Source organism: Breoghania corrubedonensis (assembly GCF_003053845.1).
Lineage (GTDB): Bacteria > Pseudomonadota > Alphaproteobacteria > Rhizobiales > Stappiaceae > Breoghania > Breoghania corrubedonensis.
This window is the reverse complement of the sequence record NZ_QAYG01000011.1, coordinates 101,864-119,804: the sequence shown is the minus strand read 5'-3', so window position 1 is coordinate 119,804 and position 17,941 is coordinate 101,864. Positions and strand designations below refer to the sequence as shown.

General features: G+C 66.9%; 15 protein-coding genes. 7 read left to right on the top strand and 8 right to left on the bottom strand.

What is annotated here, in order from left to right:
* Positions 1-191: 191 nt before the first annotated feature.
* The 7 genes from C8N35_RS20780 (at position 192) to C8N35_RS20750 (ending at position 7,093) form a co-directional block, all read left to right on the top strand.
* The gene (locus C8N35_RS20780; RefSeq protein WP_107991715.1) at positions 192-1,349 is read left to right on the top strand and encodes an ABC transporter substrate-binding protein; all 1,158 of its coding nucleotides are present in this window, start codon (positions 192-194) and stop codon (positions 1,347-1,349) included.
* A 134-nt stretch (positions 1,350-1,483) separates the two neighbouring features.
* A complete protein-coding gene (locus tag C8N35_RS20775; RefSeq protein WP_107991655.1) occupies positions 1,484-2,527 on the top strand; it encodes a branched-chain amino acid ABC transporter permease in 1,044 nt (347 codons plus the stop codon).
* Positions 2,524-4,293, top strand: coding sequence for a branched-chain amino acid ABC transporter ATP-binding protein/permease (locus C8N35_RS20770; protein WP_107991654.1), 1,770 nt, complete (start codon positions 2,524-2,526; stop codon positions 4,291-4,293). Before C8N35_RS20775 ends, C8N35_RS20770 begins: the two co-directional genes overlap by 4 nt.
* The gene (locus C8N35_RS20765) at positions 4,293-5,009 is read left to right on the top strand and encodes an ABC transporter ATP-binding protein (protein WP_428977130.1); all 717 of its coding nucleotides are present in this window, start codon (positions 4,293-4,295) and stop codon (positions 5,007-5,009) included. Before C8N35_RS20770 ends, C8N35_RS20765 begins: the two co-directional genes overlap by 1 nt.
* Positions 5,002-5,829, top strand: a complete 828-nt coding sequence (locus tag C8N35_RS20760; RefSeq protein WP_107991653.1) for an SDR family oxidoreductase — start codon at positions 5,002-5,004, stop codon at positions 5,827-5,829. The genes C8N35_RS20765 and C8N35_RS20760 overlap by 8 nt, the downstream gene beginning before the upstream one ends.
* A 13-nt stretch (positions 5,830-5,842) precedes the next feature.
* On the top strand, positions 5,843-6,628 hold the full coding sequence (locus C8N35_RS20755; RefSeq protein ID WP_107991652.1) for an aspartate/glutamate racemase family protein: 786 nt from the start codon (positions 5,843-5,845) through the stop codon (positions 6,626-6,628).
* A gap of 39 nt (positions 6,629-6,667) precedes the next feature.
* A complete protein-coding gene (locus C8N35_RS20750) occupies positions 6,668-7,093 on the top strand; it encodes an organic hydroperoxide resistance protein (RefSeq protein ID WP_170122205.1) in 426 nt (141 codons plus the stop codon).
* Positions 7,094-7,450: 357 nt separating this feature from the next.
* Here the strand turns inward: C8N35_RS20750 and C8N35_RS20745 are convergent, their stop codons facing one another.
* The 8 genes from C8N35_RS20745 to C8N35_RS20710 all read right to left on the bottom strand — a co-directional run bounded on the left by C8N35_RS20745 (position 7,451) and on the right by C8N35_RS20710 (position 17,714).
* Entirely contained in the window at positions 7,451-9,040 is a 1,590-nt protein-coding gene (locus C8N35_RS20745) for an ATP-dependent acyl-CoA ligase (RefSeq protein ID WP_245926892.1), read from the bottom strand.
* A 312-nt stretch (positions 9,041-9,352) separates the two neighbouring features.
* Positions 9,353-10,084 carry an SDR family oxidoreductase gene (locus C8N35_RS20740; protein WP_107991651.1) on the bottom strand — a complete coding sequence of 244 codons (732 nt, stop codon included), beginning with the start codon at positions 10,082-10,084 and terminating at the stop codon, positions 9,353-9,355.
* A gap of 177 nt (positions 10,085-10,261) precedes the next feature.
* A complete protein-coding gene (locus tag C8N35_RS20735) occupies positions 10,262-11,077 on the bottom strand; it encodes a cyclase family protein (RefSeq protein ID WP_428977129.1) in 816 nt (271 codons plus the stop codon).
* Positions 11,074-12,315 (bottom strand): SDR family NAD(P)-dependent oxidoreductase, encoded by a 1,242-nt coding sequence (locus C8N35_RS20730; protein ID WP_107991649.1) that lies wholly within the window; start codon positions 12,313-12,315, stop codon positions 11,074-11,076. Before C8N35_RS20730 ends, C8N35_RS20735 begins: the two co-directional genes overlap by 4 nt.
* Entirely contained in the window at positions 12,312-13,499 is a 1,188-nt protein-coding gene (locus C8N35_RS20725; RefSeq protein WP_107991648.1) for a thiolase family protein, read from the bottom strand. Before C8N35_RS20725 ends, C8N35_RS20730 begins: the two co-directional genes overlap by 4 nt.
* A 639-nt stretch (positions 13,500-14,138) precedes the next feature.
* Positions 14,139-15,839 carry an AMP-binding protein gene (locus tag C8N35_RS20720; RefSeq protein WP_107991647.1) on the bottom strand — a complete coding sequence of 567 codons (1,701 nt, stop codon included), beginning with the start codon at positions 15,837-15,839 and terminating at the stop codon, positions 14,139-14,141.
* A 10-nt stretch (positions 15,840-15,849) separates the two neighbouring features.
* On the bottom strand, positions 15,850-16,353 hold the full coding sequence (locus C8N35_RS20715; protein ID WP_107991646.1) for an aromatic-ring-hydroxylating dioxygenase subunit beta: 504 nt from the start codon (positions 16,351-16,353) through the stop codon (positions 15,850-15,852).
* Positions 16,350-17,714 carry an aromatic ring-hydroxylating dioxygenase subunit alpha gene (locus tag C8N35_RS20710; RefSeq protein WP_107991645.1) on the bottom strand — a complete coding sequence of 455 codons (1,365 nt, stop codon included), beginning with the start codon at positions 17,712-17,714 and terminating at the stop codon, positions 16,350-16,352. The genes C8N35_RS20715 and C8N35_RS20710 overlap by 4 nt, the downstream gene beginning before the upstream one ends.
* Positions 17,715-17,941 lie beyond the last annotated feature (227 nt).

The following is a 17,941-nucleotide window of genomic DNA, read 5'->3' as shown; positions in this document are numbered from 1 at the left end:
CGCGACCTTCCCACCGCGAAGCCGGAACCCGCACGCCATCACAAAGATGCGGGCCGCACCTTTCAGAATATTGGTCAAAATACCGGCCAACATGCCGGAACATCCGGAAAGCCGACATCTCCAGACGATCAAGGGACCAGATGAACCTCACCGCCGGGCATCCGCGCCGGTGGCAGACAGTGGAGGCAATCTTGAAGAAAATCGCTTCGACACTCGCCGTTGTGGCCGGGCTGAGCCTGGCGGCGACGGCGGCGCAGGCCGAAATCAAGGTCGGCTTCGTGACCGCGCTCAGCGGCGCGGGCGCCTCGATCGGCATTCCGTATGAAAAGGGCATCAAGGCCGCGTTCGAATACCAGAGCGAGGTGGGCGGGGAGAAGATCACGCTGATCAGCCTCGACGACGGCTCCGACCCGTCGGCCGCCTCCCGCGCGGCGCGCAAGCTGGTGGAGGAAGAGCACGTCGATCTGCTGATCGGTTCGGCGCAGGCAACCTCCACCATCGCCATGGTGGCAGTCGCCAACGAACTGCACGTGCCGATGATCGCGATCTCGCCGATCAACGTGACGCCGGCCAAGGACGGCGAGCGCTGGGCCATCGCAATGCCGCAGACCCCGGCGCTGATGGTCAAGGTCATCGCCAAGCGCATGCAGCGCGACGGTATCAAGACCGTCGGCTATATCGGCTACAACGATGCCTGGGGCGATTTCGTCTATGATGGTGCCAAGGCGGCGGAAGCCGACGGCGGCCCGAAGGTGACGACGAACGAGCGCTATTCGCGCACCGATACCTCCGTCACCGGCCAGGTGCTGAAAGTGCTGGCGTCGCGTCCCGATGCCTTCATCGACGGCGGCTCGGGCACCCAGGGTGCGCTGCCGCTGATCGAACTCAGAAAGCGCGGCTTCAAGGGACCGTTCTACGGCACGCCGTCGGTTCTCAACGCCGACTTCATCCGCGTCGGCGGCGCTGCGGTCGAGGGCATTCAGGTGTCCGCCGGCCCCGTGGTCGTCACCTCGCAGCTTCCCGACGACCACTTCGCCAAGAAGCCGGGCATGGCCTTTCACGAGGCCTATGCCAAGGTGAACAATGGCGAGCAGGTGACCGACGGCTTCTCCGGATATTCCTTCGACGGCTGGTTGGTCTTCCTCGATGCCGCTGAAAAGGCCCTGAAGGAGGAGAAGCCGGGCACGCAGGCGTTCCGCAAGGCACTCAACGACGCCATCTTCACCACCAAGGATCTCCCAGGCGTTCACGCTGTCTACAACTTCACCCCGGCCTCCAGCTATGGCGTCGACGAGCGCAGCCTTGTCGTCGTCAAGCTGGTCGAGGGCAAGTGGGTCTACCAGCCCTGACGCCTCGTCCCCGCGGCCGGCCGGTCGCGGGGGCCCGCTCCACCTGAATGCATCGTGCGGGCACGGGGCCGCTGCTGCCGGGCGCGGCTCGCCCCCTGCCGGCTCGCCGGCCCCTTCTCCAGCCTTGAGACACCATGACCGCTGATATTGCCGCCATTCTGGCCGTCGACGGCATCGCCACGGGCGCGATCTACGTGCTGATCGCGCTGGGCTTCGTGCTGATCTTCGCCGTGACCCGGGTGATCTTCGTCCCCTTCGGCGACATCGCCGCCTTCACCGCGCTGACCGTCGCGGCCCTTGAACTGAAGCAGGTGCCGGGCACGGTCGGGCTTGTCGCGGCGCTTGCCGTGCTGGCCACGCTGGTCGAGGTCGTCTCGCTGCTGCGCGCGCGCAGTCCCGGCCGGATCCCGAAGGCGCTGGTGTTCTATCTCGTCCTGCCGCTTGCCGCCGCCGGCGCGGTGTGGCTGACGGCCGGCCACGCGCTGCCGATGGCGCTGCGCATCGTGCTATCGCTGGTGCTGATCCTGCCGGTCGCGCCGCTGCTCGACCGCATCGTCTACCGCCCCATCGCCGATGCCTCGGTGCTGCTGCTGCTCACCGTCTCCATGGCGCTGCACTTCGCGCTGGTCGGGCTGGGGCTGCTGTTCTTCGGGCCGGAAGGCGTGCGCACGGAAACGCTGACGGATGCCACCTTCGAATTCGGCAGCGTGTTCGTGCCCGGCCAGACGGTGATGATCGTGGGCGCGGCGCTCTTGTTTTCCGCCCTGCTCTACCTGTTCTTCGAGTTCACGCTGACCGGCAAGGCGCTGCACGCCACCGCGATCAACCGCACCGGCGCACGGCTGATGGGCATCCGGCCGGAACGCGCCGGCACCATCGCCTATCTGCTCGGCTCGCTGCTTGCCGGCGTCTCCGGCATCCTGATCGCCCCGGTCAACACCATCTTCTACGATTCCGGCTTCCTCATCGGCCTGAAGGCCTTCGTCGGCGCCATCATCGGCGGGCTCGTCAGCTTTCCCGTCACCGCGCTCGGCTCGGTTCTGGTCGGCCTTCTGGAGAGCTTCGCCTCCTTCCAGTCCAGCGCCTACAAGGAGGTGATCGTGTTCTCGATCCTCATCCCGGTGCTGCTCTGGCGCTCCTACACGACCGTCCACTCCGAAGAGGATACCGAGGAATGAGCCCGCGCACCCTGCGGCTCGTCGCGATCGCCGCCGTCGTGCTGATCGCCGCCGCCCCGTTCCTGCTGCAACCCTTCACCATCACATTGATGAACTATATCGGCGTGTTCGCGCTGATCGCGCTCGGCCTCGTTCTGCTCACCGGCATCGGCGGCATGGTCTCCTTCGGCCAGACCGCGTTCATGGGCATCGCCGCCTATTCGACCGCCTGGGTGAGCGCCATCATGGGCTATTCGCCCTGGGCAGGGCTCGTGCTGGCGATCGTGCTGAGCGGCGCGGTGGCCGCCGCGCTCGGCGCCATCACGCTGAAGCTGCAAGGCCATTTCCTGTCGATCAGCACGGTCGCCTGGGGCATCGCGATCTATTTCACCTTCGGCAACATCGAGGGGCTGGGCCGCAACAGCGGCATCGCGTCGATCCCGCCGATTTCGGTCGGCACCGTCGCGCTCGTGGACAGCAACCAGATCTATTATCTCATCTGGGCGATGCTCATCGGCGCGATGTGGCTTGCACACAACATGCTGGATTCGCGCGTCGGGCGCGCCATGCGGGCGCTTCGCGGCGGCAATTCGATGGTGGAATCGCTCGGCGTCGACGCCTTCCGCATCCGGCTCGCCACCTTCGTCATCGCCGCCATCCTCGCCGGCCTTTCCGGCTGGCTCTACACCCATCTCGGACGCTTCATCAGCCCGGTCGAGTTCGACGTCACGCGCGGCATCGAATACCTGATGATGGCAATGGTGGGCGGTGCGGGATATCTCGCCGGCGCCGTCGTCGGCAGCGGGCTGATCACGCTTTTGAAGAACGCTGTGCAGGACTACCTGCCGCTGATCGCCCCCGGCTCGGCCGGACAGCTGGAGATCGTGGTCTATTCGGCGATCTTCATCCTGTTCCTGCAGCGCGCGCGCAACGGCATCGTGCCCTATATCGCCGCCCTGCTGCCGGATGTGGTTCATGAGAGACCCGCCGAGGCCGAACCGCTGCCGCGCCGCACGCAGCCCGCACCGGGCAAGGTGCTGCTGGAGGTGGAAGCCGCGCAAAAACGCTTCGGCGGGCTGGCGGCGGTCAACAACGTGAGCTTCGAGGTCATGTCGGGCGAGATCCTCGGCCTGATCGGCCCCAACGGGGCCGGCAAGAGCACCATGTTCAACCTGGTGACCGGCGCCATGCCGCTTTCGGCGGGCAAGGTGACCTTCGACGGACGCGACATCACCCGCGCCCGCCAGCGAAAGATCGCTGAAGCCGGCGTCGCGCGCACCTTCCAGCACGTGAAGCTGAGGCCCAACATGACGCTTCTCGACAACGTGCTGCTGGGCACCTACGCCCGCACGAAGGCCGGCTTCTTCTCCGGCGCGCTGGGTCTCGATGCGGCGGAGGAAAAGCGCGCGCGATACGAGGCGATGCGGCAGCTGGAGCGCGTGGGGCTCGGCGACAAGCCGTTCGAGCTTGCCGGCAACCTGCCGCTCGGCAACCAGCGCGTGCTGGAGATCGCCCGCGCGCTTGCCGCCGATCCGGTGCTTCTGGTGCTGGACGAACCGGCGGCGGGCCTGCGCAAGCAGGAAAAGGCGGCGCTGTCGGCCTTGCTGAAATCCCTGCGCGAGGAGCACCTGACCATCCTGCTGGTCGAGCACGACATGGAATTCGTGATGGGGCTCGTCGACCGCATCGTCGTCATGGAGTTCGGCACCAAGCTGTGCGAGGGCGACCCGGCGAGCGTGCGCGCAGATGCCCGCGTGCAAGAAGCGTATCTGGGAGGTGTCGTCTGATGGCCCTGCTCGCAATCGAGGATTTCTCCGTTTCCTACGGCAAGGCGGAAGCCGTGCGGTCGGTTTCGGTGGAAGTGGAAAAGGGCAGGATCGCGACCGTGATCGGCCCCAACGGCGCCGGCAAGACCAGCCTGCTGAATGCCGCCATCGGACTTCTTCCGGCGTCCGGCCGGGTCATCTACGACGGCGAGGACATTTCCCGCCTCGACGTGGAGCAGCGGGTGGAGATGGGCTTCTGCCTGGTGCCGGAGCGGCGCGAGCTCTTCGGCGAAATGTCGGTGGAGGACAATCTGCGCCTCGGCGCCTACAGCCACCGCCGTGCCCATGCCCAGAACAAGCGCTCGCTGGACGAGATCTACGACCGGTTCCCCCGGCTGATGGAACGGCGCCGGCAGGCGGCGGGCACGCTTTCGGGCGGCGAGCGGCAGATGCTGGCGCTCGGCCGGGCGCTGATGGCGCGGCCGAAGCTCTTGATGCTGGACGAGCCGAGCCTGGGGCTGGCGCCGCTCATCACCCGCGAGATCCTGGCGACCCTGCCCTCGCTCTGCGAGAACGGTGTCTCGATCCTGCTCGTCGAACAGAATGCCCGCGCCGCCCTTGAGACCGCCGATTTCGGCTACGTGATGGAGACCGGCGACATCGTCCGCTCCGGCCCGGCCGATGCCCTCATCCACGATCCGATGCTGATCACCACCTATCTGGGCGGCCATGGCTGAGGCAGGACAGGCGCTCGCGGGCAAGGTCGCGCTGGTGACCGGCGGCACCCATTCGATCGGCGCGGCGATCTGCCGGCGCCTGCACCGCGCCGGTGCCCGCGTGCTCGTCACCGGCATCGCGGATCAAGCCGGAGAGGCGCTCGCGCGCGATCTGAACGGCGGCGAAAGACGCGACGATGCGCTCTACCGGCATCTCGACGTGCGCAGCGATGCGGAGATCGAGGCGGCGCTTGAGGCCTGCCAGGCGGCGTTCGGGCGGCTCGACATCCTGGTCAACTGCGCCTGCTCCTACCGCGACCGGGGCCCGGACAGCAGCCGCGACGACTGGCTGGAGACGCTGAACGTCAACATCGTCGGCCCTGCCATGCTGGTGCAGAAGGCCGGCGCGCTTCTCACAAAGCCCGGCGGGGTGATCGTCAATATCGGCAGCATTTCCGGCAAGGTCGGCTCGCGCGAGCGTGGCCCCTATGCGGCCGGCAAGGCGGCGCTGATGCACTTCACCAAACTCGCAGCCGCCGCTCTCGGCCCGGAGGGCATGCGCGTCGTTTCCGTCTCGCCCGGCTGGACGTGGTCGCCGCCGATGGAAGCGATGACGCAAGGCCGGCGCGATATCGCCGATGCGGCCGGCGGGCACGTCAACCCGCTCGGCCGCGTCGGGCGGATGGAGGAGGTCGCCAATGTCGTCGCCTTCGTCGCTTCGGACGAGGCCGGCTGGGTGACCGGCTGCGACATCGCCGTCGACGGCGGCTTCAGCGCGCTCGGTCCCGACCAGGGCCTCGGCCCGAAACACTGGTGCGACAGCGCTGCACGCGAGAATTGAGGAAGGCACCGCTTTGAAGATCTTCTGGCAGAGTTTCATCGACGCCTCCGCCAGCCGCCCCTACATGGAGCGGCTTTCGGCCTATCTGAACGCGATCGCCGCGCCCGGCACCACCGTGCATGTGGAGGGCGTGTCGCCACCCGACCGCGCCTTCGGCCGGCTTGCGGAATTCCGCTGCGCGATCATGGCGGTCGACAACGGGCTTCAGGCCGAGGCCGACGGATATGACGCCGTGGTCATGGGGCATTTCCAGGACCCGGGCCTTTACGAGCTGCGCTCCGCACTGCGCATTCCGGTGATCGGCACCGGCGAGGCGACGCTGCTTGCCGCCTCCACGCTCGGCCGGCGGCTGGGGCTCGTGACGCTCGATCCCGTTTTTGAAGTCTGGCACCGCGAGCAGGCCGACCTCATCGGTCTGCGCGACCGCGTCACCCATGTGGCCGGAATGGCCTGCAAGCCGGAGGACTTTTCCGCAGCCTTTGCCGGCGACGAAACCGCCCGTGCCCGCATGCTGGCCGATTTCACTGACTGCGCAAGGCCGCTGGTGGATGGCGGGGCGGACGTGATCATCCCCGCCGGCGTTTTGCCGGGGCTGCTGGTCGGCGGCGAACATGGCTTCAAGGTCGGCCACGCGCCGGTGGTCAACTGCGCGGCGGTGGCGCTGAAATCAGCGGAGATGTGGGTGCAACTGAAGGCGCTGAACGGTCTGGAACCCAGCCGCGGCCCGAGCTTCGCGCTGGCGCCCGAGCAGGCCGTCGACGACTTCCGCAAGCTGGTGCGCGACGGGCGCGGCGGCTGAGCGTTTTTCAACACGAGACAAGGAATGGACCTTTCGATGATGGTGCCCGACAAGATCCTGTTTGAGACCGAGATGCGCGCAACCGGCGGGCGCGACGGCAAGGCGACGAGCCCGGACGGCGGCTTTTCGCTCGCTCTTTCCGTGCCCAAGGGGCTCGGCGGGCCGGGTGGCGAGGGCACGAACCCCGAGCAGCTTTTCGCCGCCGGCTATGCCGCCTGCTTTCTCGGCGCGGTGAAGCTGGTGGCCCGCCAGATGAAGGTGGCGCTTTCGGACGATGCCGCGATCACGGCGAAGGTCGGCATCGGCCCGATCGAAGTCGGCTACGCGCTGGCGGTGGACCTGACGGCGGAGCTGCCGGGGATCGACCGCGAGACGGGGGAAAAGATCCTCCAAGGCGCGCACGAGCGCTGCCCCTATTCCAACGCCACACGCGGCAACGTGGACGTGAAGCTGCGGCTTGCGTGAGACGGGGGTGCGGAGCAAGCAAGGGTACCCCCACCCCAGGCCCCTCCCCTCAAGGGGGAGGGGGACGCGAGGGGTGAGCCCTTGGCGTCGCGGCGGGTTTTGTAAGTGGATTTAGGATTAAGAGATTTGCCGCACGGCCCACCTCCCCCTTGAGGGGAGGTCGAACGGCTCCTTCGGCCGTTCGGATGGGGGTCAAGGCGGCAGGGTCTGAGCATCGCGGCGGGTTTTGCAGGTGGATTTAAGAAAAGAGATCTGCCCCACGGCCCACCTCCCCCTTGAGGGGAGGTCGAACGGCTCCTTCAGCCGTTCGGGTGGGGGTCAGGATCCATCCGCCTGCCGCTGACCTTCGTCGTTTCCCTAGCGCACCGATATTCCGTGCGCCTCGCGGTCCCACGTCCGCTCCGTCACGCCGCGTTCGCGCAGCTTGAACTTTTGCAACTTGCCGTTCTCCGTCATCGGCAGCGTCTTCACGAATTCCAGATAGCGCGGGACGGCGAAATAGGGCAGGCGCGGGCGGCAGAATTCGATGAGGTCGGCCTCCGCCAGAACCTCGCCCGGCCTCAAGGCGATCGCCGCCATGACCTCGTCCTCGGCCAGATCCGACTTCACCGGGAAAACCGCCACGGCCTCGACCGCCGGATGGCTCTGGACGACCTGCTCCACCTCGAAGGAGGAAATGTTCTCGCCGCGCCGGCGGATTGCGTCCTTCAGGCGGTCGACGAAGCGGAACGATCCGTCCGCGTCGCGGATGACCCGGTCGCCGGTGTGGAACCACAGATTGCGCCACGCCTCGACCGTCTTGTCCGCCATGCCGAAATAGCCGGTGGAGAACGCGAAGGGCTCGTCGGCGCGCAGGATCAACTCGCCGGCCTCGCCCGCCGCCACCTCGTTATCCTCGCTATCCACAACACGGGCTGAAAAGCCGGGGCGGATGCGGCCCATGGTGCCCGCCGTGGCCTCGCCGAGCCTCGCGCCGATGACGAAATTCGTCTCCGTCGAGCCGTAGCCCTCGACAAGACCGAAGCCGAAGCGCTCGCGGAAGGTTTCGTGAAACTGCGCCGGCACGCCGGGGCCGAGCGCAATGCGGACCTTGTGGGCGCGGTCGAGCGGGGTCTCGGGCTTTGAGAGCAGCATCGGCACCATCGCCCCCAGAAGATAGGTCGCCGTCGCGCCATTGGCATGGACCGCCGGCCACAGGCCGGAGACCGAAAAGCGCTTGCCAATCAGCACAGTGGAGCCGGTGATGAGCGCCTGATAGACGGTGTTGAACGCGTTCACATGGAAGAGCGGCAGCGTCGTGTAGAGCCTTTCGCCATCGCGAAGGCCCAGCAGATCGACCGTGTTGGCGCCCCACCAGACGAGGTTCGCGTGCGGGCAGCACACGCCCTTGGAGGGGCCGGTCGTTCCCGACGTATAGACGATGGCGGCGGTGTCGCCAGGCCGCGACGGCGCCGGCTCGATCGCCTCGCCGGGAGCGGGCAACGGCTCGGCAAACGCGATCCGCGTCGGCGCGCCCCCGCCGATAATCCACAGCCTGTCCACAGCAAGCGTGGCGAAGTCGAGCGTCTCCAGCGCCGGCAGGAGATCGCTCTCGATCGCCAGCAGCCGGGCGCCGGAATTGGAAAGGATATGCTGCAGCTGCACCCCTCTGGAGGCGACGTTGATCGGCACCGCGATCACGCCCGCCCAGGCGCAGCCGAAGACGAGGGCCAGCATTTCGGGGCGGTTGGAACTGAGGATCGCGACGCGGTCGCCCGGGGTGACACCTGCGGCGCGCAACGTGCCGGCCCAGCGCGCGGCAACGTCAAGGGCTTCAGCGTAGGTCCAGGAGGTCTCGTCGAAGGCCACGAATTCGCGCGCGCCGAAGCGGGCGGCCTGGAGGCTCATGAGACGGGGGAGCGTGCGGTCGGCGGGGGCGAAGGCGGCGGTGAAATCGAAAGGGGGCACGGGTCGTTCCTCATCTGCTTTTCGATGTCATCAGATCTGTTTTCAAAGAGGTGAATCGGGTCCGAAATCCGCGCCTTTCCGTCGCTTTCTCCCGGTTGTCATCCCCGCGAAAGCGGGGACCCAGGAACCGTTGGGGTTCGCGGCTCTGGTACGGAAGCACCGCGGCGATCGGCCATCCTGCCGGATGCGGACATCCCGTTTACTGGGTCCCGGCTCTCCGCTTCGCTTCGGCCGGGATGACATCGAGGGGTGGGCGGAGGAGAGATCGTGATGACACACGTGCATGTCACGGCTTCTCCGGCGCGCCGCCCCCTAAAGCGACAGCCCGCCGAGGCTGCCGCCGCCGCAGACGAACAGCACCTGGCCGGTGACGAAGCCCGCCTCGGGTTCCGCGAAGAACAGCACCGCGCGCGAGACATCCTCGGCCGTGCCGAGCCGGCGCACGGGCAACTGGTCGGCGATTTTCTGTTCGCGCTCCGAGCCCTTGGGCACGATACCCCAGAAATTGTCGGTCAGGATCGGACCGGGGGCCACGACATTGACGGTGACGCCGTCAGGCCCAAGCTCCAGCGCCCAGGTGCGGGCCATGCCGTGCACCGCCGCCTTGGAGGCCGAATAGGCGGTGCGCGTCGGCACGCCCATGGAGGCGCGCGAGGTGACGAAGACGACACGGCCGAATTTCGCCGCCCGCATGGCGGGGGCAAGCGCCTGGGTCAGGATCATCGGCGCGGTGACGTGGAGCCGCATCAGGCCGTCCACCTCCTCCGGCTTCACGTCCTCCAGCAGGTTCGGCCAGACGAGGCCGGCATTGTGAACGAGGTGGGTGACGGCGTGGCGCCCAGCGATATCGCGGGCAACCTCGGCGGTCGCCGCCTCGTCCAAGAGGTCGACGCTGACAGGCTCGAACAGTTCGTGCTCGAAGTCGGGCGCGCTGCGGGCAAGGCCGACGACGCGCCAGCCGCGATCGACCATGCGCCTGGCGAGATCGAGGCCGATGCCGGAACTCGTTCCGGTGATGACGGCTGTGAAGGCGGGTTCGCTCAAGATCGTCTCCTCAGTATCAGGCCCCAAAATGATGTCAGCTTCTTCAACCCGATCTCTCCCCTGTCATTTCAGCCTTCTCCCGCGCGGATGCTTCACGGCATGGATCCCGGCTCGGAGGCCGGGATGACGGGGAGAGTTCGAAGACGCACAACCCGATACCAACTCCGAGGCAGACACTCACACCACGTCCGGCGCCGGCACCAGCGCCAGCACGCGCAAGGGGCTGCCGGAACCGTGGCGGATCTTCAGGGGTGCGGCGAAGAGGATGGCGCCGCGTGCGGGCAGCTGGTCGAGACCGGCGAGACATTGCAGGCCGTAGCGGCCATTGCCATGCAGGATGAAGTGCGCCGGATAGGGCGGCTCCAGATGGCTGCCCTGCCCGGCATCGGTGCCGATGGTCTCGGTGCCAAAGCCGATGATGTCGCGTTCCTTGACCAGGAATTCGATGGCGTCTGCCGCCGGCCCCGGCGAATGGGCGCCGTCGGCGCGCAGGTTCAGGTACTTGTCGGACCCCAGATGCTTCGACCAGTCGGTGCGGAAAAGGACCCAGCTGCCCGCCTCGATCGCGCCGTTCTTCTCCTCCCACGCCTCCAGATGCGCGCGGGTCAGCAGGAAGTCCTCGTCGGCCGCGCTCTCGGCCGAATAGTCGAGCACCACGACAGGAGCGACGAGCCGGTCGAGCGGCAGATCGTCCACCGTGCCGGCGGGCAGGTTGCGACCCGAAATCCAGTGCGCGGGCGCATCGAAATGGGTGCCGGCGTGTTCCGACATGGTGATGGTGTTCCAGTACCAGCCCGGCCCGCGCGCGTCGTAACGCGAGACCTCCTCCATGCGGAAGGGCTGGCACTGGCCGAATTCCGGCGGCAGCACCATGACGGGAAAATCGGGGGCGAGCGTGTGGGTGAGATCGACCACCCTGACCCCGCCGCCCCGGATGCCCGAGGCAAGGGCCGAAAGCAGCGCATCGCCGTTCATTGTCGTGGTCTCTTTCATGCGCCGAGCTCCCGTTCAAGCACCTTGGCATCCTGACGAAAGCGGGTCGCAACATCCTTGGCGACGTCACCGACGAAGCTGTCCTCGATGCCGCCTTCAAGCGCGGCGATGACGGCCTTGGCGATCTGCCCCGGGGCGACTTTGGGCGGCGGCACGGGCTGACGCCAGTCATCCTCGATGGGACCGGTGAAGACGCTCATCACCCGCACGCCGCCGGCGCGCATTTCAGACCGCAGGCATTGCAGCATCGACAGGCGGGCGGCGGCGGTTGCCGAATGGATGCCGAAATCGGGCGTGTTGGCGAGCGCGTAGACCGGCAGCACATCGAGGAAGGCGGCGGCGGAGTTGGTGCCATCCGCGCCGCGCCCGACCATGCCGGGGCCGAACGCCTGGGCGAGCCGCTGCAGGCCGAAGACGTTGACGTCGAACGAGTCCTTGGCGGTGATCATGCCCGGCGCGGAGAGAATGCCGCCGGGGCGGACATGGTCGGCGGTATTGATCAGGATATCGGTCTTGCCGCCGATCTCGCCGGCGAGATCCTGCACGGAAGTCGTGTCGGTGAGATCGAAGGCGAAGGTCTGGACGTTTTCGTGCGCCTTCAGCCGATCCTCGCCGGGATAGGGTTTCCACGGCTCGGCGATACCAACGAAAACGAGGGCGGCGCCGGCGTTGACCAACGCCTCCACAACGGCCTGGCCGACGGCGCTGCGCCCGTCGGTCACCAGCACGCGGCGGTGCTTAGGGCTTGCGGTCAGTTCGCGCAATTCCGGATCGTCGGCCATGTTCGGCGTCCTTTTCGCGGGCAGCGCCATGATGACGGCGTTGCCGCCCTTATCGAGTTGCGCGGTCATGCGTACCCGGCCCGGAACCTCGACATCGCCATGAAGATGGCAGACGACGGAGGGGCCGCAATCGAGCTTCACCATGGCGACGCGCCAGGGCGTGCGCTGGCGGAAATAGAGATCGACCGTGGTGCGGATGGTCGTCTCGGCGATAACCTCGCCGCCGTCGGGCGCGGGCTTCCAGGCGAGATCGACCGACAGGCATTCAGGGCAGGCATCGCGCGCGGGGTACATCCACGCGCCGCACGCTTTGCAGCATTGCAGTTCGAACGCGCCGCGTGAGGCGGCGGCCGACATGGCGAGCGCGGCGCGGCTTCGCTGGAGCGGCGGCAGCTCCGGCGGGCGGGTGACCTTCTGCGGGTCCTTCTTGGGCGGACGGACGATGGGATCGGTCATGGCGCAACGCCCTCCAGAATGGCCGCGCCGGAACAGAGCCCGCGGTCGTAGTTGATCATGCCGAAGCCGGAGACGAGTGCGGTGCGGGCGTCGGGCACCTGCTTTGACAGTGCTGTATGCGTCACCTGGCGCAGCGCCTCGACAAGGCCGAGATAGCCGCCGCCGGCGCCGGCCTGACCGGCCGAAAGCTGCCCGCCGGAGGTGTTTTGCGGAAAATTGCCGTCGTTGGTGAAGGAATGGGAGCGGACGAAGTCGGGCCCCTCCCCCTTCTTGCAGAAGCCCAGATCCTCGAACTGCATCATCACGATGACGGGATAGTCGTCGTAGGTTTCGACCAGATCGATATCGTCGGGCTTCATGCCGGCCATGGCGTAGAGCTCGTCGACATCCACCGCCCAGCCGCCGCGCATCTGGATCGGATCGTCCACAAAAGCGTTGTGGCGCTCGATGGTGGAGGCGAGACGGGCATGCGGGAGGCCGAGATCCTTCGCGATATCGAGCGTGGTGACGAGGAAGGCTTCGGAACCGGCACACGGCATCACGCAGTCGAACAGATGGATCGGATCGGCGATGGCGCGGGCGCCGAGATAGTCCTCCATCGTCAGCGGCTTCTTCATGATGGCGTGCGGGTAGCCGAGTGCGTTGGTGCGCTGGTCGACGCAGATCCGGCCGAAATCCTCTCGGCGAGCGCCGAAGCTGCGCATGTAGTGGTCGGTGAGCAGCGCGAAGGAGCCGTTCGGCCCGCCGTAGCCGTAGGGGTAGCTCGCATCCTGCGCGAAACGCGAGAAGGAGGAGAGCAGCTTGCGGAAACTGTCGACCTGGTTGGCATCGCCGCCGACGCAGGCAACGATGGTGGCATCGCCCGCCTCCACCGCACGCGCGGCCCGCCTGAGCGCCACGACGCCGCTGGCGCCGCCCATCGGGATGTTGTCGAGCCAGCGGGGCGACAGCCCCAGATGCTGGGTGAGGCCGACGGCGGTATCGGGCGAAAGCGTGAAGCTGGAAACCGACAGGCCGTCGATATCGGCCGGGCGGATGCCGGCACGTTTCGTCAGTTCGGACAACGCACGGGCGATCCACCAGTGCGCGGATTCCACCGAATAGCGCACATAGGGAATGGAGACCGGAACGGCGACGGCGACATTCTCGTAAGGACGGCGGGGATTGGGGCGGATGCGGGTCATTCGGTGCGCTCCCTGCTGGAAAGCGGCGGGCTCGACCGGAAGCCGTCATAGCCGGCTCCGACCACTGCTGTCCGGTTTGGATCTTTCCGCGGAGTGCAACCACCCGAAAGGCCTTGGAAAACTGGATCGAAAGCCACGGCGGACACGGGGTGTGCGGGCCTGCGCTTGAGCTTGGACCGCCGGATCTCCGTTATTTCAACAAGTCTCTCCAGCGTCATCCCGGACGCGACGCGGTGCGAAGTACCGCCTCGCAGATCCGGGATCACCCCTCGGTGTCCGCCGCTCGAGGTCCCGGGTCTGCGCAGCAGCACTGGCGTGCTGCAACGCGCCCGGGATGACGCCAACGAGATTGAACAGGGACGCGCGATTGCCGATCGGAGCCGGCAACGACGGGGAGAGATTTGAGCCGTCGACCTCATGGGCGGGGGTTGGGCCGGTGTTTCGAACGGGTCTCGCGGGCTTTGCGGACGCGGCTTACCCCCACCCCTGCCCCCTCCCCTCAAGGGGGAGGGGAATGAGGGCGCCCTGCTTGTGGCGGAGACTTTCCAAGGGCGCGGAGCCAGTCTCTCTCCCCCTTGAGGGGTGCGGATCGCGATATCGCGGGGCATTGCGGGGCCGGTTGGCAGACACTCATTCATGCTACGCCGTCCGCTTCTTCATGGCGCAGGTATCAAGCGCGCGGCCGGAGGCGATGGCCTCCTCCACGGCGATCTTCAGCGCGCCGCGCTGGATCTTTTCCGTCGAGGTGAGCGGGATCGAGGACACGAAGGCGACGAAGCCCGGCGCCTTGTAGTAGGCAAGCCGCGACAGGCAGAAGCGCACGATGTCCTCAGCCAGACGCCGCGCGGCGGCCTCGTCGGCGGGCGGATTTTCCGGCACCACCAGCGCCACCACCTCATCGCCGCGAACGGGATCGGGCGTCGGCGCCACGGCGACCTGACGGACGCCGGGATGGGTGACCAGCACCGCCTCCACCTCCACCGCCGAAATGTTCTCGCCGGAGCGGCGGATGACGTTCTTCTTGCGGTCGATGAAATGGAACCGGCCGTCGGCATCGCGCGAGACCACGTCGCCGGTGTTGAGATAGCCGCCGGCCCAGGCCGCAGCGGTGGCCTCCGCATCCTTCAGGTATTCGCGGAAAAAACCGCGCTTCGGATCGGGCCCTGCCCAGCGCACCAGCAATTCGCCCGGCTCATCCGTGCCCGCTTCCGAGCCGTCCTCGCGGCGGATCGCGATATCCATTTCAGGCCCCGGCTTGCCGAAACAGCTCGTGCCGATCTTGCGCGGCTCGGTGCTGGCTATGACGACGGCGCCGGCCCCCGTTTCGGTCATCGCCCAGGCCTCCAGCAGCGGAAAGCCGAAGCGCTCCTCGAAGGGCGCGTGAAGGGTGCGGTCGACGCCCGCGCCGAAGCCGAAGCGGACCTTGTGATCGCGGTCGGCGGGCGATGGCGGAGCCGACATCAGCATGGCCGGCATGACACCGAGATAATGGATCACGGTGGCGCCGAAGCCGCGCACGCTCGCCCACCAGGAGCGGGGATGGAAGCGGTCGAGGATGCAGATCGAGCCCCCCACCGTCATCATCGCCATGACGGAATAGGCCATGGCGTTCATGTGGAAGACGGGCAGCGGGGTGAGCATGCGCTCGGCCGGCTCGACATGGAGCGCGCACAGATCGCCGACGGTGGCGTACCATTCGCCGGCGAGCAGGAAATAGTCGTTGGCGAGCACGCAGCCCTTCGGCCGGCCGGTGGTGCCGGAGGTATAGAGCAGCGCGCATTCCGTTGCGCGGTCGGGCGCAGCGTCCCGGTTTGCGGCGGGGCGCGGCGGGGCCGGGATCAGATCGTGCGGGGTGATAACGTGCGCGATGCTGCCTGAGCCCGTTCCGGCGGCCTCAGCCGCGGCGGCGAGCTCCGCGACCCGCTCGGGGATCGCCACCACGAGCGCGGCTTCGGAATGGCCGATCAGGTATTCCAGTTCGGCGGAGCGCAGGTCCGGATTGATCGGCACCACGGAGACGCCGAGCGCATTGAGCGCGAACCAGTTGATCAGGAAATCCGGCCGGTTCTGCAACAGCATCGCAACCCGGTGGCCGGCGCCGTAGCCGGCTTGCGAAAAGAGCGCGGCGCGGGCCTCCACCGCCTCCAACATCGCGCCGTAGGAGATTTCGCCCGGCTCGATGCCATAGACCTGCGCCGTCTCCGGCAGGACCGCGAGGAACGGCCGGTCGGGAAAACGCCCGGCGGTGCGGCGGAAGCGGCCGAAGACGGAGGCGTCGTCCAGGACGCCGGGCAGCAGTTCGGGCAACAGTTCGGGAAGAAGGCCGGTCGTAAGCGTCATGCGCCGTGCCTCACATGAAAAGCTGGATGTTGCCGAAGGCGGCATCGAAATTGACGAGATCCACCCGCTTCAGGACGATCTTCAGCTTGCCCCCCTCCAGCCTGAGCGTGTGGCGCGCCCAGCCGGCATAGAAGGTGATTTCGTCGCCGCGCGTCTCGGCATAGTGGAAGGGGGTGTAGGTCTTGAAGACATTCGCCGCCGCGTCCATCTCGTCGACCTGCGGCAGCTGCAACAGGTGCTGGCAGCGGCTTTTGGGCTTTTGCGAGAAGGTGCGCGCGCCGGCGAGCCGTTCGACGCGCACGGTCAGCAGCAGCCGGTCCTCGTACATGAGCGAGGGCTGCAGCCTCGGATCGCTCTGCTGCCATTCCAGCGGCATCCAGTAGTAACCGTCTTCGGCAAAGAGCGCGAGCCAGTCGTCGTAGCGCAGCTCGTCGAGAAGACGCGCTTCGCGGGTGACGAAATCGATCAGGTCCTTCTCGGTGACGCGGGTCGTCTCGGTGCTATCGACTATCATTCGGCCGCCTCCCGGTCCTGCGCGCTGTCTTCGCCCGAGGTCGCATCGCCGGGGGCGTTCATGAATTTCAGCCAGGCGTGGAACTGGTTGCGCATCTGGCGTTCCGACGTGCCGCCGGCGAGATCCGTCACGTCCTCCGCCTCGCCCGGTTCGTAAAGGCGGCGGATATCGACCCATTCCTGACCGTCGGCATGGAGGCCCTGCTGGGCGCGCTCGTACATCTCCAGATCGTCGTGACCGACGATGGAGGTGGGGGCGTTGATGAAGCGGTTGTACATGAGCGTGCGCTCGAACAGCATGTCGGGGGCGCCGACGAGGCGGAAGGTGTAGCTCTCCACCAGCGTGCGGTCGGCGGCGATGGGCTTGAAGACGCGCAGCGTCTGGATCGGCCCCTTGATCATGATGTTGGGGAAGTAGACCGTGTTGTGCCGGTTCTCACCGAGGATCTTCTTCGCGCGTTCCTCGCCGTAGGCCTCCACCATCTGCTCGAAATAACCCGGCACGGCGGAATAATCGGCGTGGATGGAGGTGTTGACGCCGGTGTGGCCGTGACCGTTCGGCCAGACGCGCAGGCCCATGCCTTCGAAGAAGTCGTAGGACGACATGAAGGGAGCGTAGAGCTCCACCGCCATCGGCTTCGGCCCGCCCTTCTCCTTCTCGCGCTCCCAGACAGAGACCGCGGTGCCGGCGGAGGATTCGTGCGCGACCATCGGGTGGCAGGTGTCGGTCTGGTTCTCCACCAGCATCTTCCAGTTGCAGGTGTGCATGTAGCGCAAGGGCGCGCCTTCCAGTACCAGCTTTCCCTCCGGCGAGCGGTCGACCATATTGTCGATGGAGGTCAGGCTCTCGCCGAAGAAATCCTCAAAGCCGATGCCCTCGGGCGCAAGCCGGGCGAAGATGAAATCGCGGTGGACATGGGTGGCGCCGACGGGCTTCAGGCCCCGGGACGCGTCGGACTGCTTGAGGCCGGTGCCCTCGTAGCCCTTCTTCATCGGGATCGCGAGCAGCTTGCCGTCGGTCTTGAACGACCATGCGTGATAGGGACAGCGGAAGAACTTTCCGGTGTTGCCGCAAGGCTCGGACGCGATCTTGGTGCCCTTGTGCGGGCAGCGGTTGTAGAGGACGTGGATGGAACCGTCGCCATGGCGCGAGGCCAGCACCGGCTGGTCGCCGATGTCGGTTGTCAGGTAGTCGCCGGGGTTCGGGATCTGGCTGGCATGGCCGACATAGACCCAGGTGTTGGCGAAAAGCCGCTTCATCTCGAGTTGGAAGACATCCGGATCGATGTAGACGTCGCGATGGACGCATTCCGGCTTGACCAGCGCCTTCAGCGCTTGCGGGTCGCTCGCGTACTTTCCCATGACAACTCTCCCATCCTCTAAAGGCTCTTTGAACCTGACCGCTGGCGGACCGGCTCAAGGTCCGCTACCCGCGGAGCACCGCCGCATTCGTTCGGCGTTACGCTCCGTCTCCGCTCCCCAGCTCATTGCTCGATTGTCATTCCCGCGAAGGCGGGAATCCAGCATTCCAGAGACGGCGCGGACCTCCCCCCAAACCCGATCCCGGGGTTACTGGATCCCCGCCTTCG